Origin of the sequence: Pseudomonas sp. NIBRBAC000502773 (assembly GCF_006517195.1) — a bacterium.
Taxonomy (GTDB): Bacteria; Pseudomonadota; Gammaproteobacteria; order Pseudomonadales; family Pseudomonadaceae; genus Aquipseudomonas; species Aquipseudomonas marginalis.
Genome location: NZ_CP041189.1, coordinates 4,945,351 through 4,962,142, shown reverse-complemented (window position 1 = coordinate 4,962,142; position 16,792 = coordinate 4,945,351). Strand labels below are relative to the sequence as shown.

At 61.6% G+C, this 16,792-nt stretch carries 19 protein-coding genes, 1 tRNA gene and 1 pseudogene; 14 read left to right on the top strand and 7 right to left on the bottom strand.

Features of this window, described 5'->3' with window-relative positions; translation table 11 throughout:
* Positions 1 to 55 precede the first annotated feature (55 nt).
* The 11 genes from NIBR502773_RS22960 to NIBR502773_RS22910 all read left to right on the top strand — a co-directional run bounded on the left by NIBR502773_RS22960 (position 56) and on the right by NIBR502773_RS22910 (position 9,425).
* Positions 56 to 1,360, top strand: coding sequence for an MFS transporter (locus tag NIBR502773_RS22960; protein ID WP_141157013.1), 1,305 nt, complete (start codon positions 56 to 58; stop codon positions 1,358 to 1,360).
* Entirely contained in the window at positions 1,360 to 2,118 is a 759-nt protein-coding gene (locus tag NIBR502773_RS22955) for a substrate-binding domain-containing protein (protein ID WP_141157012.1), read from the top strand. The genes NIBR502773_RS22960 and NIBR502773_RS22955 overlap by 1 nt, the downstream gene beginning before the upstream one ends.
* Before the next feature lie 298 nt (positions 2,119 to 2,416).
* Positions 2,417 to 3,268 (top strand): STAS domain-containing protein, encoded by an 852-nt coding sequence (locus tag NIBR502773_RS22950; RefSeq protein WP_027604298.1) that lies wholly within the window; start codon positions 2,417 to 2,419, stop codon positions 3,266 to 3,268.
* 2 nt (positions 3,269 to 3,270) lie between these two features.
* A complete protein-coding gene (locus NIBR502773_RS22945; protein ID WP_065938902.1) occupies positions 3,271 to 3,633 on the top strand; it encodes an STAS domain-containing protein in 363 nt (120 codons plus the stop codon).
* Positions 3,630 to 4,034, top strand: coding sequence for an ATP-binding protein (locus NIBR502773_RS22940; protein WP_027604300.1), 405 nt, complete (start codon positions 3,630 to 3,632; stop codon positions 4,032 to 4,034). The genes NIBR502773_RS22945 and NIBR502773_RS22940 overlap by 4 nt, the downstream gene beginning before the upstream one ends.
* Complete coding sequence (locus NIBR502773_RS22935; RefSeq protein WP_141157011.1) at positions 4,025 to 5,032, top strand: ATP-binding protein; 1,008 nt, start codon at positions 4,025 to 4,027, stop codon at positions 5,030 to 5,032. Before NIBR502773_RS22940 ends, NIBR502773_RS22935 begins: the two co-directional genes overlap by 10 nt.
* The gene (locus tag NIBR502773_RS22930; protein ID WP_065938900.1) at positions 5,025 to 5,888 is read left to right on the top strand and encodes a sensor histidine kinase KdpD; all 864 of its coding nucleotides are present in this window, start codon (positions 5,025 to 5,027) and stop codon (positions 5,886 to 5,888) included. The genes NIBR502773_RS22935 and NIBR502773_RS22930 overlap by 8 nt, the downstream gene beginning before the upstream one ends.
* Entirely contained in the window at positions 5,878 to 7,812 is a 1,935-nt protein-coding gene (locus NIBR502773_RS22925; protein WP_141157010.1) for a response regulator, read from the top strand. The genes NIBR502773_RS22930 and NIBR502773_RS22925 overlap by 11 nt, the downstream gene beginning before the upstream one ends.
* An 84-nt stretch (positions 7,813 to 7,896) precedes the next feature.
* On the top strand, positions 7,897 to 8,775 hold the full coding sequence (locus NIBR502773_RS22920; protein WP_177414151.1) for a hypothetical protein: 879 nt from the start codon (positions 7,897 to 7,899) through the stop codon (positions 8,773 to 8,775).
* 157 nt (positions 8,776 to 8,932) lie between these two features.
* Entirely contained in the window at positions 8,933 to 9,145 is a 213-nt protein-coding gene (locus tag NIBR502773_RS22915; protein ID WP_141157009.1) for a cold-shock protein, read from the top strand.
* A 67-nt stretch (positions 9,146 to 9,212) separates the two neighbouring features.
* On the top strand, positions 9,213 to 9,425 hold the full coding sequence (locus NIBR502773_RS22910; protein ID WP_027604305.1) for a cold-shock protein: 213 nt from the start codon (positions 9,213 to 9,215) through the stop codon (positions 9,423 to 9,425).
* Here the strand turns inward: NIBR502773_RS22910 and NIBR502773_RS31365 are convergent.
* Both NIBR502773_RS31365 and NIBR502773_RS31360 read right to left on the bottom strand, forming a co-directional pair.
* The gene (locus NIBR502773_RS31365; RefSeq protein WP_373682395.1) at positions 9,422 to 10,246 is read right to left on the bottom strand and encodes a methyl-accepting chemotaxis protein; all 825 of its coding nucleotides are present in this window, start codon (positions 10,244 to 10,246) and stop codon (positions 9,422 to 9,424) included. The genes NIBR502773_RS22910 and NIBR502773_RS31365 overlap by 4 nt on opposite strands.
* A gap of 96 nt (positions 10,247 to 10,342) precedes the next feature.
* A pseudogene (locus tag NIBR502773_RS31360) lies at positions 10,343 to 11,062 on the bottom strand (MCP four helix bundle domain-containing protein); the annotation flags it as partial.
* A 190-nt stretch (positions 11,063 to 11,252) separates the two neighbouring features.
* Between NIBR502773_RS31360 and NIBR502773_RS22900 the strand changes: the two are divergent.
* On the top strand, positions 11,253 to 11,624 hold the full coding sequence (locus NIBR502773_RS22900; RefSeq protein ID WP_141157008.1) for a type II toxin-antitoxin system HigA family antitoxin: 372 nt from the start codon (positions 11,253 to 11,255) through the stop codon (positions 11,622 to 11,624).
* Positions 11,625 to 11,763: 139 nt separating this feature from the next.
* Here NIBR502773_RS22900 and NIBR502773_RS22895 read toward each other — a convergent pair.
* From NIBR502773_RS22895 to dapA, 5 genes are all read right to left on the bottom strand, one after another.
* A tRNA-Ser gene (locus tag NIBR502773_RS22895) sits at positions 11,764 to 11,853 on the bottom strand.
* 83 nt (positions 11,854 to 11,936) lie between these two features.
* A complete protein-coding gene (gene purC / locus NIBR502773_RS22890; protein WP_115485876.1) occupies positions 11,937 to 12,650 on the bottom strand; it encodes a phosphoribosylaminoimidazolesuccinocarboxamide synthase in 714 nt (237 codons plus the stop codon).
* Positions 12,651 to 12,677: 27 nt separating this feature from the next.
* Positions 12,678 to 13,436: an MBL fold metallo-hydrolase gene (locus NIBR502773_RS22885; RefSeq protein ID WP_027604310.1), complete on the bottom strand. Its 759-nt coding sequence runs from the start codon at positions 13,434 to 13,436 to the stop codon at positions 12,678 to 12,680.
* A 4-nt stretch (positions 13,437 to 13,440) separates the two neighbouring features.
* Positions 13,441 to 14,556, bottom strand: coding sequence for an outer membrane protein assembly factor BamC (gene bamC / locus NIBR502773_RS22880; RefSeq protein WP_115485874.1), 1,116 nt, complete (start codon positions 14,554 to 14,556; stop codon positions 13,441 to 13,443).
* Positions 14,557 to 14,573: 17 nt separating this feature from the next.
* Positions 14,574 to 15,452, bottom strand: coding sequence for a 4-hydroxy-tetrahydrodipicolinate synthase (gene dapA / locus NIBR502773_RS22875; RefSeq protein WP_065938895.1), 879 nt, complete (start codon positions 15,450 to 15,452; stop codon positions 14,574 to 14,576).
* A gap of 273 nt (positions 15,453 to 15,725) precedes the next feature.
* Here dapA and NIBR502773_RS22870 point away from each other — a divergent pair, with 273 nt between their 5' ends.
* Together NIBR502773_RS22870 and NIBR502773_RS22865 are read left to right on the top strand one after the other, a co-directional pair.
* Positions 15,726 to 16,286: a glycine cleavage system protein R gene (locus NIBR502773_RS22870; protein WP_003172487.1), complete on the top strand. Its 561-nt coding sequence runs from the start codon at positions 15,726 to 15,728 to the stop codon at positions 16,284 to 16,286.
* Between the two features lie 12 nt (positions 16,287 to 16,298).
* Complete coding sequence (locus NIBR502773_RS22865; protein WP_115485873.1) at positions 16,299 to 16,772, top strand: peroxiredoxin; 474 nt, start codon at positions 16,299 to 16,301, stop codon at positions 16,770 to 16,772.
* Positions 16,773 to 16,792: the final 20 nt, after the last annotated feature.

Genomic DNA, 16,792 nt, shown 5'->3' with positions numbered 1-16,792 from the left:
TCTTCAGCATTAAGCGAAACAAGCACTTTAAAAAGAACGCTGGAGACACAAAACCATGACTAGCCCTACCTTGCCCGACTCTGCCCGTTCTAAAGTGGGGGCGGTATTCCGCGTTACTTCGGGCAACTTCCTTGAACAGTTCGACTTCTTTCTGTTCGGTTTCTACGCCACCTACATTGCTGCCGCGTTCTTCCCTGCCGCCAATGAATTTGCCTCATTAATGATGACCTTCGCCGTGTTCGGCGCGGGCTTCCTGATGCGCCCACTGGGCGCCATCATCCTCGGCGCTTATATCGATGACGTCGGTCGCCGCAAAGGGTTGATCGTGACCTTGTCGATCATGGCCAGCGGCACGCTGTTGATCGTGCTGGTGCCGGGCTATCACACCATTGGCCTGTGGGCCCCGTTGCTGGTGCTACTGGGCCGCTTGCTGCAAGGCTTCTCGGCCGGTGCGGAGCTGGGCGGTGTGTCGGTGTACCTGTCTGAAATGGCCACCCCAGGCCGCAAGGGGTTCTACACCAGCTGGCAATCGGGCAGCCAACAGATCTCCATCGTGGTCGCCGCCGCCCTGGGCTATGGCTTGAACGTGTGGATGGAACCGGCGGTGGTTGCCGACTGGGGCTGGCGCATTCCGTTCGCCATCGGTTGCGTGATCATCCCCTTTATCTTTGTGTTGCGTCGCAACCTGCAGGAAACCGAAGAATTCGCCAACCGCAAGCATCGCCCGACCATGCGCGAAGTGCTGGCCACACTGGTGAAAAACTGGACCGTGGTCATCGGCGGCATGCTGATGGTGGCCATGACCACCACCGCGTTCTACCTGATCACCGTGTACGCGCCGACCTTCGGCAAGACCGTGCTGCAACTGAGCACCTCCGACGCGCTGCTGGTGACCTTGCTGGTGGCTGTGTCGAACTTTGTCTGGCTGCCGATCGGCGGCACCCTGAGCGACCGCTTCGGCCGCAAGCCGGTGCTGATCGCCATGACCGCGTTGACGGTGCTCACGGCTTATCCGGCGCTGTCCTACGTGGTGAATGCACCGAGCTTCGCCCATATGCTGGAGACGCTGCTGTGGTTCTCGTTCCTGTACGGCATGTACAACGGCGCGATGATCCCCGCCCTCACGGAAATCATGCCGGTGGAAGTGCGCGTGGCGGGCTTCTCCCTGGCCTACAGCCTGGCGACCGCGATCTTCGGTGGGTTTACCCCGGCGATCTCCACCTGGTTCATCCACATCACCGAAGACAAGGCCTCGCCGGCCTATTGGATGATGTTCGCTGCGTTGTGCGCGCTGTGTTCGACCCTGGCGCTGTATCGTCGCGCCAATGCACGCGGGCAGGTGATGCAGGGGGCGGCGTGATGAAGTCTCTGTTCAAGACCCTGACGGCCCTGGCCCTCGGTGCCCTGGCGCTGACGGCCCAGGCCGAGGAACTCAAGGTGATGACCTCCGGTGGCTTCACCGCCGCCTATAAACTGCTGGGCCCGCAATACGCCCAGCACAGCGGCGACACCCTCGATACCGTCCTCGGCCCGTCCATGGGCAAGGCGCCGGAAGCGATTCCCAACCGCCTGGCCCGTGGTGAACATGCCGACGTGGTGATCATGGTCGGCTATGCCCTGGATGACTTGATCAAACAAGGCAAGGTCGACCCGGCGTCCCGCGTGGAACTGGCGGATTCGCGCATCGGCCTGGTGGTGAAGGCAGGTGCGACCAAACCCGCGATCGGCACCGATGCCGAACTCAAGGCCGTACTGAGCAAGGCCAAGTCCGTGGCGTATTCGGACAGCGCCAGCGGAGTGTATGTCGAGAAAGAGCTGTTCAAGAAGCTCGGCATGCCCGCCAAAGGCACCATGATCGAACGCCTCCCGGTGGCCGAACAGGTCGCCAAGGGCGATTACGAGGTGGGCTTGCAGCAGGTGGCGGAGTTATTGCCGGTGCCGGGAGTGACGTACGTCGGCAAGATCCCGGAAGACGTGCAATCGGTGACGCGCTTTGCGGCGGGCATCCCGGTCAATGCCGAACACCCTGCACAGGCCAAGGCGCTGTTGCAGTTCCTGGCCTCGCCCCAGGCACAACCGGTGGTGCAATCCACCGGCCTGGACTCGGTGGCACACTGACCGAAACGGCATCTCCCGCCCCACCGCTCCAATTCCAGCGCCGCCGACGGCCAGCTCCGTCCGCGGCGTTTGGTCACCTCACCTGCGGTTCCACCCACGGCACACTCAGCCAAATGGGCTGCTCCGACGCCGCTATCGCGATCGACGGCAGCATCGACCCCCATCCCGCCTCCACCTGCCCGAAGCGCCCGGTCCACAGGGCTTGAGGCAAATGAACGAAAACCTTCGAAACAATTCAAAGCACTTCAATTTAGTATAAATTGCATGCCACTCAACAAGGCATTCAAGGAGGTTTCCCGTGGCAACTCTGCAAGCTCACACCATCCAGGCACTGCACACCCATCGCCCGACCCTGCTGACCGAATGGGTTGCCAGCCTTGAAGCTTCGGGGGCCACGCGTAACGTCAAGGCCGAAGACACCCGGCAGCAGGCCAACGACTTCCTCAACCTGCTGATCGCGGCCCTGCAGCAAGGCGGTTCCCAGCCGGTCAACCATGAAAACTGGGCAGAAACCCGAGTATTCCTGGAAAAGCTCTCCCACAGCCGCGCCCTGGTCGGTCAGGACTCGCAACAGACCGCCAGCTTTATCTTTGCCCTCAAGGGCCCGCTGTTCGCCCTGCTGCAACGGGAATATGCCGAACAACCGACGCAACTGGCCGAACAACTGTGGGAAATCTCCGAGCTGCTTGACGCGCTGGGCATGCACACCATCCGTACGTTCCAGAAATCCCGTGAGTCGGTGATCAAGCGCCAGCAGGAAGAATTGCTGGAACTGTCCACCCCGGTGGTCAAGCTGTGGGACGGCGTGCTGGCCCTGCCGATGATCGGCACCCTGGATTCGCAACGCACCCAGGTGGTCATGGAGTCGCTGCTGCAGCGCATCGTCGACACCGGCTCGGAAATCGCCATCATCGACATCACCGGCGTACCCACCGTGGACACCCTGGTAGCCCAGCACCTGTTGAAAACCGTTACGGCCATCCGCCTCATGGGTGCCGACTGCATCATCAGCGGCGTGCGTCCGCAGATCGCCCAGACCATCGTGCACCTGGGCCTCGACCTGCAAGGCGTGGTGACCAAGGCTAACCTGGCGGATGCCTTGGCGTTGGCTCTGAAACGCCTGGGCGTCACCATCAGCAAGGCTGTTTAAGCATGGAACGTATCCCTATTTTGCAGATGGGCGAGTTCCTGCTCGTGACGATCCAGGTCGACATGCATGACCAGCTGGCGCTGACGCTGCAGGACGACCTGTCCGAGCGCATCAGCCGCACATCCGCCCGGGGCGTGCTGATCGACATTTCGGCGCTGGACATGGTCGACTCGTTTATCGGCCGCATGATCGGCACCATTTCCGGCCTGTCGCGCATCATGGATGCCCAGACCGTGCTGGTAGGCATGCAGCCGGCCGTGGCGATCACGCTGGTGGAACTGGGCATGACCCTGCCGGGCGTGGCCACCGCGTTGAACGTCGAGCGCGGCATGCAACTGTTGCGTGACCGGGTAGACCACTCATGACCCAGGCCAGCAGTGGCACTCACCCGGTGCTCATCGAACAGGACGTAGTGCTGGCCCGACAATTGGTGCGCAAGCTGGCCCAGGAATGCGGCATGCGCCTGATCGACCTGACCAAACTGGTCACCGCCGTCAGTGAGCTGGCGCGCAACACCGTGGTGTACGGCGGCGGCGGCCATATGGATTGGGCCGTGGTCGAAAAAGACCACCGCCCAGGCCTGCGCCTGACCTTTCGCGACGAAGGGCCGGGCATCCCCGACCTCAAGTTGGCGATGACCGACGGCTGGACCTCCGGCAGCGGCCTGGGCCTGGGCCTGACCGGCGCCAAGCGGTTGGTGGACGAGTTTGAACTGGACACCGCACCCGGCCAGGGCACCCGCGTGACGATTACCCGATGGGCCTGAATATTCCCAGTGCCCTGACCCAGGTGTTGTTGATCGAGGATGTCAGCCAGATCGGCCATGCCCGACGCACCGCGCAACAGTTGGCCGAACAATCGGGCTTCGACGAGACCGATGCCGGCCGCGTGGCACTGGTGGCCACCGAGCTGGCCAGCAATATCCTCAAGCATGCCGCCCATGGCCAATTGCATCTGCGCCTCACGGGTAACCAGGGCGTGGAGCTGATCGCCGTGGACCGTGGCCAGGGCTTTGACCTGGACAGTTGCCTGGTGGACGGCTTTTCCACCGGCGGCACCCAGGGCATCGGCATGGGCGCCATTGCTCGTGTGGCCCAGGTGTTCGACGTGTACGCCGATCAACGCGGCACGGCGATGCTGGCGCGCCTGTATCCACGGGCCTCGGCCCCCAAAGATATCCGCTACGGCGTCAGCCAGCATTCCCTGCACAACGACCCGGCCTGCGGCGATGCCTGGCACCTGGTGATCGAACCCGGCCGGTTCAGCGTAATGGTAGCCGACGGCCTGGGCCATGGCAGCGAAGCCGAACGCGCGGCGCAGGCCGGCGAAGCGGTGTTTGCCCAAGACGCCTTCTTCGACGCAAGCGAGCTGTTCAACGACCTGCATATCGGCATGAACGGCACCCGCGGCGCAGCCGTGGCCGTGGCGCAGTACGATGCCACGGCAGACAGCCTGCGCTTTACCGGGGTGGGCAATATCGGCGCCAGCCTGATCGGCCCCGGCAAGTCCCGCGGGCTGGCGTCCCATCCCGGGATCGTAGGCGTGCAGTTTCGCAAGGCGCAGCCCTTCGACTACGCTCAAGTGGGTGGCCAGATGCTGATCCTCTACAGCGACGGCCTGCAGTCACGCTGGAACCTGGCGGACTATCCCGGGCTTTCCCATCGCCACCCTGCCCTGATCGCCGCCGTCCTGCACCGTGATTTCTGTCGCGGCCGGGATGACGTTACCGTCTTTGTGATTGCCCTGGAGGCCACCGATGGCTGACACCACCGTTTCGCTTGAGGAGCAAGTGCGAACGCTTCGACTGGAAGCCGATGCACTGCGCGCCGAACTGGACGAAACCAACCAGGGCGTATTGGCACTCTATGCCGAGCTGGATACCCAGGCCGACCAACTGCGCCAGGCGTCGGACCTGAAAAGCCGTTTCCTGTCGTACATGAGCCATGAATTCCGCACGCCCCTGGGCTCGATCCTGAGCATCACCAGCCTGCTGGTCGACGAACTCGACGGTCCCCTGAGCCCTGAGCAGCACACGCAGGTCGGGTTTATCCGCAGCTCCGCACGCGAACTGCGCGAAATGGTCGACGACCTGCTGGACCTGGCCAAGATCGAGGCCGGGCGCATCACGATCTCGCCGGCCTGGTTCGACATGTTCGATCTGTTCTCGGCGTTGCGCGGGATGTTTCGCCCGATCGTCGATGCGACGTCGGTGGACTTGATCTTCGAAGAGCCGATCGGCTTGCCCAAGCTGTACACCGATGACAAGAAGCTCGCGCAGATCCTGCGCAACTTCATCTCCAACGCCCTGAAGTTCACGGTGCAAGGTGAAGTGCGAGTGTCGGCGCAGAGAGTGGGTGATCAGGAAATCCGCTTTGCCGTGCACGACACCGGCCTGGGCATTCCGGCCGAATTGCACAGCAACCTGTTCGAAGACTTTTCCCAGATCGATTCGCCGCTGCAAAAACGCCTGCGCGGCACCGGCCTGGGGCTGTCGCTGTGCAAACGCTTTGCCGAGTTGCTCGGCGGCCGCGTCGGCGTGGAAAGTACCCCAGGCGTGGGCTCGATGTTCTTCGTGATCATTCCTCTCTCTATTCCTGGCGGGCCTGTTGATGAACCGTGACATCCAACTGCTGATCGTCGACGACAACGCGGCGACCCGCTATGCCCTGCGCCGGCGCCTGGAGAACCATGACTACCGCGTGCTAGAGGCCGGCACCGGCCAGGAAGGGCTGGACCTGATCGCCAGCCAAAAAATCGACGGGCTGATCCTCGACGTCAACCTGCCGGACATGAGCGGCTTCGACATCGTACGCGGGCTGCGCGCCGATCCGGTCACGGCCTTGCTGCCGGTGGTGCACGTGTCGGCCGCCTCCATCGAGACCGGCGACATCATCACCGGCCTGGATGCCGGGGCCGATGCGTACCTGATCCACCCTATCGACCCCGATGTGCTGCTGGCGACCCTGCGGACCTTGCTGCGGGTGCGCGACACCGAATATGCGCTGCGCGAGAGCGAGGCACGCTTTCGCGAAATATTCTTCAATATCAGCGCACCGATTGCGGTCATGGACGCGCAGCTCAAGGTCCACGAATGTAACCACGCCTTCGCCCAGTTGATTCACGACAACCTCAACCCCGACGCCCTGCTGGAGTGCTTCGCCGCCGATCAGCTCGGCGTGCTCCAGGAACTGTGCCAGCGCCTGGCTGCGGGCGAGCGTTGGAAGGGCACCTTGCAGATGAAGGTCGACGGTCAGTTGCGCGAGACCGAATGGCAGGTTTCGCCCTACCGCAGCGCCGAATTGAGCCTGGTGTTTGTCGAAGACGTCACCGAGCACCGCCACCGCGAGCGGCACCAACAGGCCGAGCTGGCCAACGCCGCCACCCAGTTGGCACGTACCGAGGCGCAACTGTTGCAGGCGCAGAAGATGGATGCCCTGGGCAAGCTCACCGGCGGCATTGCCCATGACTTCAACAACCTGCTGACCGGGATCATCACCAGCCTGGAGCTGATCAAGAAACGCATCGAGACCCAGCGCACCGACAAGGTCATGGCCTATGCCGATGCAGCGTTGAGCTCGGCCCTGAGCGCCGCCGGCCTGACCAACCGCCTGCTCGCCTTCGCCCGCCAGCAACCGCTGGATACGCGGCCGATCGACATCAACGCGCATATCCGCTCCCTGGAGGAACTGCTGGTACGCACCATCGGTGAACATATCGCGCTGAAGCTGGAGCTGACCAACAACCCAGCCGTGGCGATGGTCGATCCGATCCAGCTGGAAAGTGCGGTGCTGAATCTGGTGATCAACGCCCGCGACGCGCTGCCCAAGGGCGGCACTGTCTGGGTGACGACTTACCCGGCCTACTCCAGTGGCAACCTGAAACTGGAAAACGGCGCCTACATCGCCCTGTCGGTGCGGGACAACGGGGTGGGCATCGAACACAGCGTCATCGACAAAGTCTTCGACCCTTTCTTCACCACCAAGCCGCTGGGCCAGGGTACCGGGTTGGGCCTGTCGACTATCTACGGGTTCGCCCGCCAGTCCGGCGGCGATGCACAGATCCGCAGCGTGACCCGCCAGGGCACCGAAGTGACCATCATGCTTCCCGCCGCCAGCGGGCCTGCCAGCATCGTGACCAAGCCTCTGGCCGCACCCGGCCAGAGCCAGGGCGAACATGTGCTGGTCGTCGAAGACATGCCTTCGGTGCGCAGCTTTGTCGCCGAAATCCTGGCCGACGCCGGCTACCGCTGCAGCCTGGCCGCCAATGGTGACGAAGCGGTGGTCTGCCTGCGCAGCGATCCGAGCATCAACCTGTTGTTGACCGACGTCGGCCTGCCCTTTATGACCGGGCGCGAACTGGCAGACGTGGCACGCGAGATCCGCCACACCTTGCCGATCCTGTTCATGACCGGCTACGCGGAAAATGCCGCGAACCGGCAAAGTTTCCTCGGCGAAGGCATGGATCTGATTTCCAAGCCGTTTCACATCGATGAGTTGCTGGAAAAGATCCGTCGTGGGCTGGATGGGACGGCAGGCGAGCGTTAGCAGGAGATCAGGGCAATGACAGGGTGATGTTCAGCGGCATGCTTGGTACCGTGGACGACCTTTTGATTCGTTACCGGCTGCGCTATGCCTCAAACAGTTAAACCTCATCGGGCCCTGCGCCTCACCCTGTGGACACTCGCCCTGCTGTGTGCCGCAACCTTGGGCTTTTTCGCCTGGCAGAACTTCTACCCGGTGCGTGCCGCCGAGCAATGGCGTTACCAGGTGCTGCATCGCGACGTGGCCAAGGCCGCGTCCTTGATGCCCCTGGACGATGGCTCACTGATGGTCAGCCAGGAACTCGACGACGCCAAGGGCAGCATCCTGCGCATCCACCCCAACGGCACCCGCGAGGTTGTGGTGGGCAATCTGTCCAAACCCGACGGCATGTTCGCCACCCGTGGCGGTTGGGTGTTCAGCCAGGAAGCCCTCGATTCCCCGGTCAGTTTTCTCAAGGACGGCGTCGTCACCGAACTGTTCAGGGGCCAGAACGTACAAGGCCTGTGGGACGACGGTAAGTACCTCTATGCCATGGAAGACAGGCGCGATGAAGGCCGGGTGCTGCGTTATCGCTGGAGCGACCAGAGCTTGAGCGTGGTGCGCAAAGGCCTGGACGAGGGTGAGTCGATCATCCGCTGCACCGACGGGCGCCTGCTCTACACCAAAAAGAAGGAAGGCATGGTTCGCGAGCTGACCGAAGACGGCAGCGACCCGGTCGTGCTGGCCAAGCTGAATCAGCCGACGTTCCTGATGTGCGATGAGCGGGGCCTGTGGATCACTGAAGATGCCACCCACCGTGCGCGGTTGCTGCTGATTGATAAACAGGGGCACCGGCAGACCATCCTGTCTTTCCTGAAGGCGCCACAGTCGATTGTGCCAACCGCGCGCGGCACCTATCTGGTGGCCGAAGGCGGTCGGAATCGGGTGCTGGAACTGCTGCCCGCGCAGCACGAAAACCCACGGTAAAACGAAGCAGTATCGCGCAACGGCACAGGCGGCGAACCTGTCAGGAATGACAGTACCGCTGGTCCCGTGGCGCGTTGACGAGCAGCGGCTTCGGGACTTTGCTTATGGGTACCGCGACGAATCTGCAGCGGGGCACACCGGTTCGAGGACACCAAGAATGAGCGACAGACAGAGCGGCACAGTGAAGTGGTTCAACGATGAAAAGGGTTACGGATTCATCACGCCGGAGAACGGCCCCGACCTGTTCGTCCACTTCAGGGCAATCGAGGGCAGCGGGTTCAAAACTCTGAAGGAGGGCCAGAAGGTCACCTTTGAAGCCGTACAGGGCCAGAAAGGCATGCAGGCCGATAAAGTCCAAATCGTGTCCTGACCCGCTTGATGCCCGCAGACATACCTGCCCCGACGGGCCACCTATTGCACTGGAAAGGAGAACGGCCATGCCCAGGAAAACTCCACAGACTGCAATCTCCATCAGCAGCAAGACCGCCGCCTACGATGAGCAGGACATTTTCTTTCGCAGCGCCACCACCGCCCAGGGCGGCCGGCGGCTGCGCGAGGGGCAGACGGTCACCTACGAATTGGTCAGGGGCCCGGGCGGCGACTGGCAGGCCGTCAATATCGAGATCGTGGACGAGTCGACACTGAACTAGCCCGCGCATGTCACTACAGCTGAAACCTTGCGACGGCTTCGTTCAAGGAAACGGCCAGCTGCGCCAGTTCTCGACTCGATCCATTGATCTGCCCGGCACCGGAAGAGGATTGTGCAGACAGGTCGCGAATATTGACGATATTGCGATCGACTTCCTTGGCCACCTGGGCCTGCTCCTCGGCGGCGCTGGCGATGACCAGGTTGCGCTGGTGGATCTGGTCGATGGAGTCGGTGATCTGGCTCAATGCGCCCCCGCCCCTCAGCCAAAGCCAGAGTGTCGGTGGCACGCTGGGTACTCGACTGCATCGAGCTCAACGCGTCGTTGGACCCCGTACGCATCGCGGTCACCATCTGGTCGATTTCCAGGGTCGATTGCTGGGTACGGTGGGCCAGTGCACGGACTTCGTCAGCCACCACCGCAAAGCCGCGCCCCGACTCACCGGCCCGCGCCGCCTCGATCGCAGCGTTGAGTGCCAGCAGGTTGGTCTGCTCGGCGATGGAGCGGATCACATCGAGCACCTTGCCGATATCCCGCGATTGCTCGGCGAGGTTCTGCACCAGGATCGAGGTTTCGCCGATGTTGGTGCTCAGGGCTTGAATGGCGCTGACCGTTTCACCCACACGGTGCTGGCCTTCGCGTGCGGTTTCATTGGAAAGGCGAGTGGACTCGGAGGTGGACACCGCATTGCGCGCCACCTCATCCGCCGCCGAGGTCATCTCGTTGACGGCGGTGGCAGCCTGCTCGATTTCAGCGGTCTGCTTTTGCAGGCTGCGGCTGCTCTGGTCGGTGATGCCGTTGAGGTCGGTGGCCGATGACGCCATCTGCCCGGCCGACTGGCGAATCAGTTGCAAGGTCCCGCGCAGGTTGGCCTGCATGGTCTTGAGTGCCACGAGCAGACGCGTCACTTCGTCGTCGCCGCTCACGTCCACCGTTTGGGTCAGGTCACCTTGGGCAACGTTCTCGGCAGCCCGCACGGCATGGCTGAGCGGGCCAACAATACTGCGCGTGAGCAACCAGGCCAGCAGCACGGTGCTCAACCCGGCCACGATCACAAAGCCGAACACCATGGTGCGCGAACGGCTGTACTGCGACTCGGCCGCCTGGCCTTGCTGGTTGATCTGGGCGTTGTAGTAGTCGGCCAGGGCATTGAGTTGGGCCCCGGAGCCATCCACCACGGTTTTCATATCCACCAGCAACAGCTTGTTGAGTTCGGCGCCCTGCTGCTTGTCGGCAAGGATGAACGACTGCGCCAGCCCTTGCTGGTATTGGCGCAGCGAGACCTGGAACTGGTCGTAGAGCGTGCGCACTTCGGGGGTGTCGATCACTGCATCGAGGTCGGCCAGTCGTTTGCTCAGGTCCTGGCTGCGGGTGTCCATCTGGCTACGGTATTGCGGGATGCTCGCCGGGTTTGGGTCCAGGGCCATGCGCAAAGAGATCGTACGAATGCGCAGCATGATTTCGCGAATGTCCGCCACCAGCCGCATCTTCGGCACCAGCCCGCTTTCCACCTGCACCGCGCTGGCGCGGATATTTGCCATGTTCGACAGTGCAAAAAAACCCAGCAGGGCCACGAGCAAAGCAATCAGGGCAAAACCCAGACCCGCACGGCGGGCGATGGACAGGCTGCGAAGGGACATTAGGGGGGACTCTCTTATTGGGGGATACGATGTCGTACGAGAGTATTTCGGCCGTGCGGATAAAGACTTGAGGGGCGTACACCCAGGAAATGGGAAGTTATAAATATCAGTGAGTTATTTGCAGCGTCGCCGAGCATGATGCCCACGAGAATACTGGGAACACATCAAAGATGACGAAACGGAGTAACCCATGAACATCCGACCTATCCACACCGAACAGGATTACAAGGACGCACTCAAGTCTGTCTCTGCGCTGTTCGACAACGAACCAGAACCGGGCACCCCGCAAGGTGATTACTTTGACGTAATGATCACGCTGATCGAGGCCTATGAAGCCAAACACTTTCCCATGGACCTGCCCAACCCAATCGATGCCATTCGCTTCAGAATGGAACAGTCTGGCCTGTCGGCGGCTGATCTTATTCCCGCCATTGGCCGCCAGAATCGTGTTTATGAAGTGCTGAATGGAAAACGAGCGCTGACCTTGCCAATGATTTGGAAGCTGCATGAGATGTTTGGTATTCCAGCAGAAAGTCTGATCAAGCCAGTAAGGACTGCTTGAAGACGGAATACGGTTGGTTGTGCCTGCTGGCAACAACCACTGCGGCCCTGTTTGCTGCTCGGAACGAGCAGCTTGCCCTCAAATCTCAGAAACGAAAAAGCCCCGTAGCTTATTCAGCTACGGGGCTTTTTCTATGTAATGGCGGAGAGATAGGGATTCGAACCCTAGGTACCGGTGAAGGTACAACGGATTTCGAATCCGTCCCATTCGGCCACTCTGGCATCTCTCCAACGGCGCGCATCATAACAGCCTGTTTCGTGGAAGCAAAGCTCAAACGAGATTTTTTTCCGTGCTATCAGATGCTTGCGTCGATTAAAGCGGTACGCCGAGGCGCTTGGCGACTTCTTCGTAGGCTTCGATCACATCACCGAGGCCTTGGCGGAAGCGGTCCTTGTCCATCTTCTTCTTGGTGTCCTTGTCCCACAGGCGGCAGCCGTCCGGGCTGAATTCGTCGCCGAGGACGATGGAGCCATCGTGGAATACACCGAATTCCAGCTTGAAGTCCACCAGCAGCAGGCCTGCGTCGTCGAACAGCTTGCTCAGCACGTCGTTGACCCTGAGGGACAACTCCTTCATGCGTGCCAGTTGCTCGGCGGTGCCCCAGCCGAATGCCACGACGTGGGATTCGTTGATGAACGGGTCGCCCTTGGCGTCGTCCTTCAGGAACAGCTCGAACGTGTAAGGGTTGAGCTTGAGGCCCTCTTCCACGCCCAGGCGCTTGACCAGGCTGCCAGCGGCGTAGTTACGTACGACGCATTCCACCGGGATCATGTCCAGCTTCTTCACCAGGCACTCGTTGTCGCCCAGCAGTTTGTCGAATTGGGTCGGAATCCCGGCCGCTTCGAGTTTCTGCATGATGAAGGCGTTGAACTTGTTGTTCACCATGCCCTTGCGATCAAGTTGTTCGATGCGCTTGCCGTCGAACGCCGAGGTGTCGTTGCGAAACAGCAGGATCAGGCGGTTGGCGTCGTCGGTCTTGTAAACCGACTTGGCTTTGCCGCGGTAGAGTTCTTCACGTTTTTCCATGATGGGCTCCGCTTTGAGTGAGGTGGGCTAGGCGATATGTCGCCAGTCGAGCCCTGAATCTTGATCGGCCAGTTGCAGCCAGTCCGGGTCGCACCCGAGGGTGTCGACAAAACATTGCCGGGCAAGCGTCGGCAGGTTGTTCTTGCTGCTCAAGTGGGCCAGGACCAGGTGTTGCAGGTCTTGCCAGCCCAACTCATACACCAGGTACGCCGCCTGATGATTGTTCAAATGTCCCAGTTCGCCGCCGACCCGTTGCTTGAGAAAGTACGGGTAGTGACCGCGAGCCAGCAGGTCTCGGCAGTGGTTGGACTCGATCATCAAGGCATCGAGGTTCCGGTAGCCGTCCAGCACCTTGGCGCAGTAGGAGCCCAGGTCGGTGAGCACGCCGAAACGCCGCTCTCCGTCACTGAATACATACTGCGTCGGCTCCTGGGCGTCGTGCGCCACGGCAATCACATCGATGCTCAGGGCACCGATTTGCAGCTGCTCGCCACCGGCCAGGAAACCTGCGGGTTCTATAGGTTTGCGCATCCCGCGCAGTGTGCCGCGACTGAGGTACACCGGAAGATTGTAGCGCCGAGACAGCAAACCCACGCCATGCACGTGGTCGGCATGTTCGTGGGTCACCAGAATCGCGCTCAACTGCGAGGGGTGAACCCCCAGGCGCAGCAGGCGCCGCTCGGTTTCCTTTAACGAGAAACCACAATCCACCAGCACGTACGTGTCGTCATGGGCGACCAGCGTGCCGTTCCCTTGGCTACCGCTGCCGAGAACGGCAAAACGCATCGGATCAGCCCAGGTTGTCCTGAATAACGCCCAACACCTTGCGCGCTGTTTCAGCCGGCGCGACGGTGTTGATGTTCTTCTCGACGGTGACCTGCACAGTCTCGCCAACCTTGCTCAAACGCACCTGATAACGCTCGGCGCGGGTCTCGATTTCTTCCTTGGTCGGCTTGCTGCCGAACAGTTTGCCGAAGAAACCAGGCTCATCGTCTTTGCGCTCGGCCTTTTCAGCCACGTTGATGTAGTACAGGCCCAGGCTGCGGTTGATGTCTTCAACACGCCATGGGCCTTGCTCCAACGCGCGGCCGACGCTGGCCCAGGCGCGATCCAGGTCTTCACCCAGGTTCAGCACCACGTTGCCGCTGCCGTCCTCGGTGAGGCTGACGCGGCTCGGGGTGTCGTAATCACGGGCGGCGAGCAGGGAAACGGAACCGCCCTTCTCGGAGATACGGCTCATGCTGGCCAGCATCTCGTCGACCAATGCCGAGTCGACACCGGTGTTGACCGAGCGGTTGGTGAAGTCGACGTTGGCGGTGCTGCCGGCAGGACGCTCGGCGCTGACCACGTAGACTTCACTGGTGTTGCGCTGCACACCCGGCTCGATGCGCACACGCACACGGGCTTCGCTGTCGGCGGCGACACCACCGGCCTGCAGGCGCTTGGCCATGGTGGCGGACAGCTCGCTGCCCTGCTGCCATGCCGTGGTAAATTCACCGGTCTGCGGGCGCTGCTCGTCGATGCGGAAACCGTTGTCCTGGAAGAACTGCACCGCTACCGGCCAGACTTCGGCAGGTGGGCGCTGCGCCACGATCCAACGCGAATCACCGCTCTTCTGCAGGCTGTAATCGCTGGCATCCGCCACGGCCGAGATCGGCTGTGGACGTGGCACGACGTATTCACCCTTGGTGGTGTCGTCGGCAACGTTGCGTGGAATCGGCAGCAAAGGGTCAAGGCGCTTGGCGACGTTGACGTCCGGCGGCAGTTGCATCGGTTTGGTTGCTTGTGCTTCCAGGTAATCGCTGCCGCGGTCACGGAAGTAGCCTTCCGGGCCCCAGATCCAACCGCAGCCACTGGTGCTGGAGATAATCAAGGCAAGTGCGGAAAGTCCGGCCAATCGCTTCATGCGTAGTGCTTCCTCAATTAAACCAGGACGCCGGACTGGCGCAGGGCCTGTCGCAGCGGTTCGTGACAGGCTTCGCTGAGGCGGGTGAGCGGCAGACGGATACCGTCCGGCATCAGGCCCATCTCGAACAGCGCCCACTTCACGGGAATAGGGTTGGATTCGATAAACAGTGTCTTGTTGAGCGGCATCAGCTTCTCGTGGATCGCACGGGCAGTCACGGCGTCGCCGGCGATGGCGGCGGCACACATGTCGCTCATGGCGCGCGGGGCCACGTTGGCGGTCACGGAGATATTGCCCTTGCCCCCCAGCAGGATCAGCTCGACAGCCGTGGCGTCGTCACCGGAATACAGCAGGAAATCGCTGCTCACCCCGGCCAGGATATCCTTGGCGCGCTGCAGGTCGCCGGTGGCTTCCTTGATGCCGATGATGTTCGGCACGGTAGAGAGGCGGATCACGGTCTCGGCCTTCATATCGCACGCGGTACGACCCGGCACGTTATAGAGGATCTGCGGGATGTCGACGGCTTCGGCAATGGTGCGGAAGTGCTGGTACAGGCCTTCCTGGGTCGGCTTGTTGTAGTACGGGGTCACCAGCAGGCAGGCGTCGGCGCCGGCTTTCTTGGCGTTTCGGGTCAGCTCGATGGCTTCGCGCGTCGAGTTGGCGCCCGTGCCGGCGATCACGGCAATACGCCCCGCGACGCGCTTGACCACGAATTCGATCACCTGGATGTGTTCTTCCACATCGAGGGTGGCCGATTCACCTGTGGTGCCGACCGCCACGATGGCGTTGGTGCCTTCTTGCAGGTGGAAGTCCACCAGTTTGCCCAGGCTGTCCCAGTCGAGATGACCTTGTGCATCCATGGGTGTGACCAGTGCCACCATACTGCCCGCAATCATGCAACCGCTCCTGCCGGAAAAAGAGAGCCGTAATGGTACTGGCGCCAAGATGCTTGTACAAGCGAAGTACCGCCTGAGGATGCGTTCTGGCGCAACTAAACGACGGGCAATGCCATCATCGGGCCAAAGCACCACTTGAGGCAGGGCAAAATCAGGCGGATCACGTAATGAAAACGCCCCCTCCTATCCCTTGGCGACGCTTTTCGCTACCCTTCATGCTTTGATCGATACAGCCCTCACCGTATCGACCGCTCATCGTTTTAGGAAGGCTGCATGTCCACCCCCACAGTTCGCGAACAATTCCTTGTTATCAGTGCCCTCGGCGCCAACCCCATGGAGCTGACCAACGTCCTGTGCCGCGCCAGCCATGAAAACCGCTGTGCCGTGGTGACCTCCCGCCTGACCCGCCATGGCGAGTGCAGTGCGCTGGTCCTGCAGATTTCCGGCACCTGGGATGCCCTGGCGCGCCTGGAGACCGGCCTGCCGGGCCTGGCCAAGAAGCACGACTTCACCGTCAACGTGGTGCGCAGCGCCGCCCTGGAGAATCGCCCGCAGGCGCTTCCTTATGTGGCGTATGTCAGCTCGGCCTACCGTTCGGACATCGTCAATGAGCTGTGCCAGTTCTTCATCGACCATAACGTCGAACTGGAGAACCTGACCTGCGACACCTACCAGGCCCCGCAAACCGGCGGCACCATGCTCAACGCCACCTTCACCGTGACCCTGCCGGCCGGCGTGCAGATCAGTTGGCTGCGCGACCAGTTCCTGGATTTCGCCGATGCCCTGAACCTCGACGCGTTGATCGAGCCGTGGCGCCCACAGAACCCAATGTAAGGAAGTTTTTTCATGGCGGTAGTCATCGACAAACCCGTAGCCGATTTCGAAGCCCAGGCCACCAGCGGCCAGACCTTCAGCCTTGCCGCCCTCAAGGGCAAGCACGTGGTGATCTACTTCTACCCGAAGGACAGCACCCCGGGCTGCACCACCGAAGGCCAGGGTTTCCGTGACCAGTACGCAGCATTCAAGGCCGCCAACACCGAAGTGTTTGGCGTGTCGCGCGACAGCGTGAAGTCCCATGAGAACTTCAAGGGCAAGCAGGAATTCCCGTTCGAGCTGATCAGCGACAAGGATGAAGCGGTCTGCCAGCTGTTCGATGTCATCAAGCTGAAGAAGCTGTACGGCAAGGAATACCTGGGTGTGGATCGCAGCACCTTCCTGATCGACAAGGACGGTGTGCTGCGCCAGGAATGGCGCGGCGTGAAAGTGCCGGGCCATGTGGACGCCGTTCTGGCCGCAGCCCAGGCGTTGAACAAGGCCTGATCTGTAGCGCGGATCACTGC

Excerpts from the sequence above, each read along its gene's own strand:
- NIBR502773_RS22960 (WP_141157013.1), top strand. The coding sequence starts at position 56 with ATGACTAGCCCTACCTTGCCCGACTCTGCCCGTTCTAAAGTGGGGGCG.
- NIBR502773_RS22955 (WP_141157012.1), top strand. The coding sequence starts at position 1,360 with ATGAAGTCTCTGTTCAAGACCCTGACGGCCCTGGCCCTCGGTGCCCTG.
- NIBR502773_RS22945 (WP_065938902.1), top strand. The coding sequence starts at position 3,271 with ATGGAACGTATCCCTATTTTGCAGATGGGCGAGTTCCTGCTCGTGACG.
- NIBR502773_RS22940 (WP_027604300.1), top strand. The coding sequence starts at position 3,630 with ATGACCCAGGCCAGCAGTGGCACTCACCCGGTGCTCATCGAACAGGAC.
- NIBR502773_RS22935 (WP_141157011.1), top strand. The coding sequence starts at position 4,025 with ATGGGCCTGAATATTCCCAGTGCCCTGACCCAGGTGTTGTTGATCGAG.
- NIBR502773_RS22930 (WP_065938900.1), top strand. The coding sequence starts at position 5,025 with ATGGCTGACACCACCGTTTCGCTTGAGGAGCAAGTGCGAACGCTTCGA.
- NIBR502773_RS22925 (WP_141157010.1), top strand. The coding sequence starts at position 5,878 with ATGAACCGTGACATCCAACTGCTGATCGTCGACGACAACGCGGCGACC.
- NIBR502773_RS22920 (WP_177414151.1), top strand. The coding sequence starts at position 7,897 with ATGCCTCAAACAGTTAAACCTCATCGGGCCCTGCGCCTCACCCTGTGG.
- NIBR502773_RS22915 (WP_141157009.1), top strand. The coding sequence starts at position 8,933 with ATGAGCGACAGACAGAGCGGCACAGTGAAGTGGTTCAACGATGAAAAG.
- NIBR502773_RS22910 (WP_027604305.1), top strand. The coding sequence starts at position 9,213 with ATGCCCAGGAAAACTCCACAGACTGCAATCTCCATCAGCAGCAAGACC.
- NIBR502773_RS31365 (WP_373682395.1), bottom strand. The coding sequence starts at position 10,246 with ATGGCGTCATCGGCCACCGACCTCAACGGCATCACCGACCAGAGCAGC.
- NIBR502773_RS22900 (WP_141157008.1), top strand. The coding sequence starts at position 11,253 with ATGAACATCCGACCTATCCACACCGAACAGGATTACAAGGACGCACTC.
- purC (WP_115485876.1), bottom strand. The coding sequence starts at position 12,650 with ATGGAAAAACGTGAAGAACTCTACCGCGGCAAAGCCAAGTCGGTTTAC.
- NIBR502773_RS22885 (WP_027604310.1), bottom strand. The coding sequence starts at position 13,436 with ATGCGTTTTGCCGTTCTCGGCAGCGGTAGCCAAGGGAACGGCACGCTG.
- bamC (WP_115485874.1), bottom strand. The coding sequence starts at position 14,556 with ATGAAGCGATTGGCCGGACTTTCCGCACTTGCCTTGATTATCTCCAGC.
- dapA (WP_065938895.1), bottom strand. The coding sequence starts at position 15,452 with ATGATTGCGGGCAGTATGGTGGCACTGGTCACACCCATGGATGCACAA.
- NIBR502773_RS22870 (WP_003172487.1), top strand. The coding sequence starts at position 15,726 with ATGTCCACCCCCACAGTTCGCGAACAATTCCTTGTTATCAGTGCCCTC.
- NIBR502773_RS22865 (WP_115485873.1), top strand. The coding sequence starts at position 16,299 with ATGGCGGTAGTCATCGACAAACCCGTAGCCGATTTCGAAGCCCAGGCC.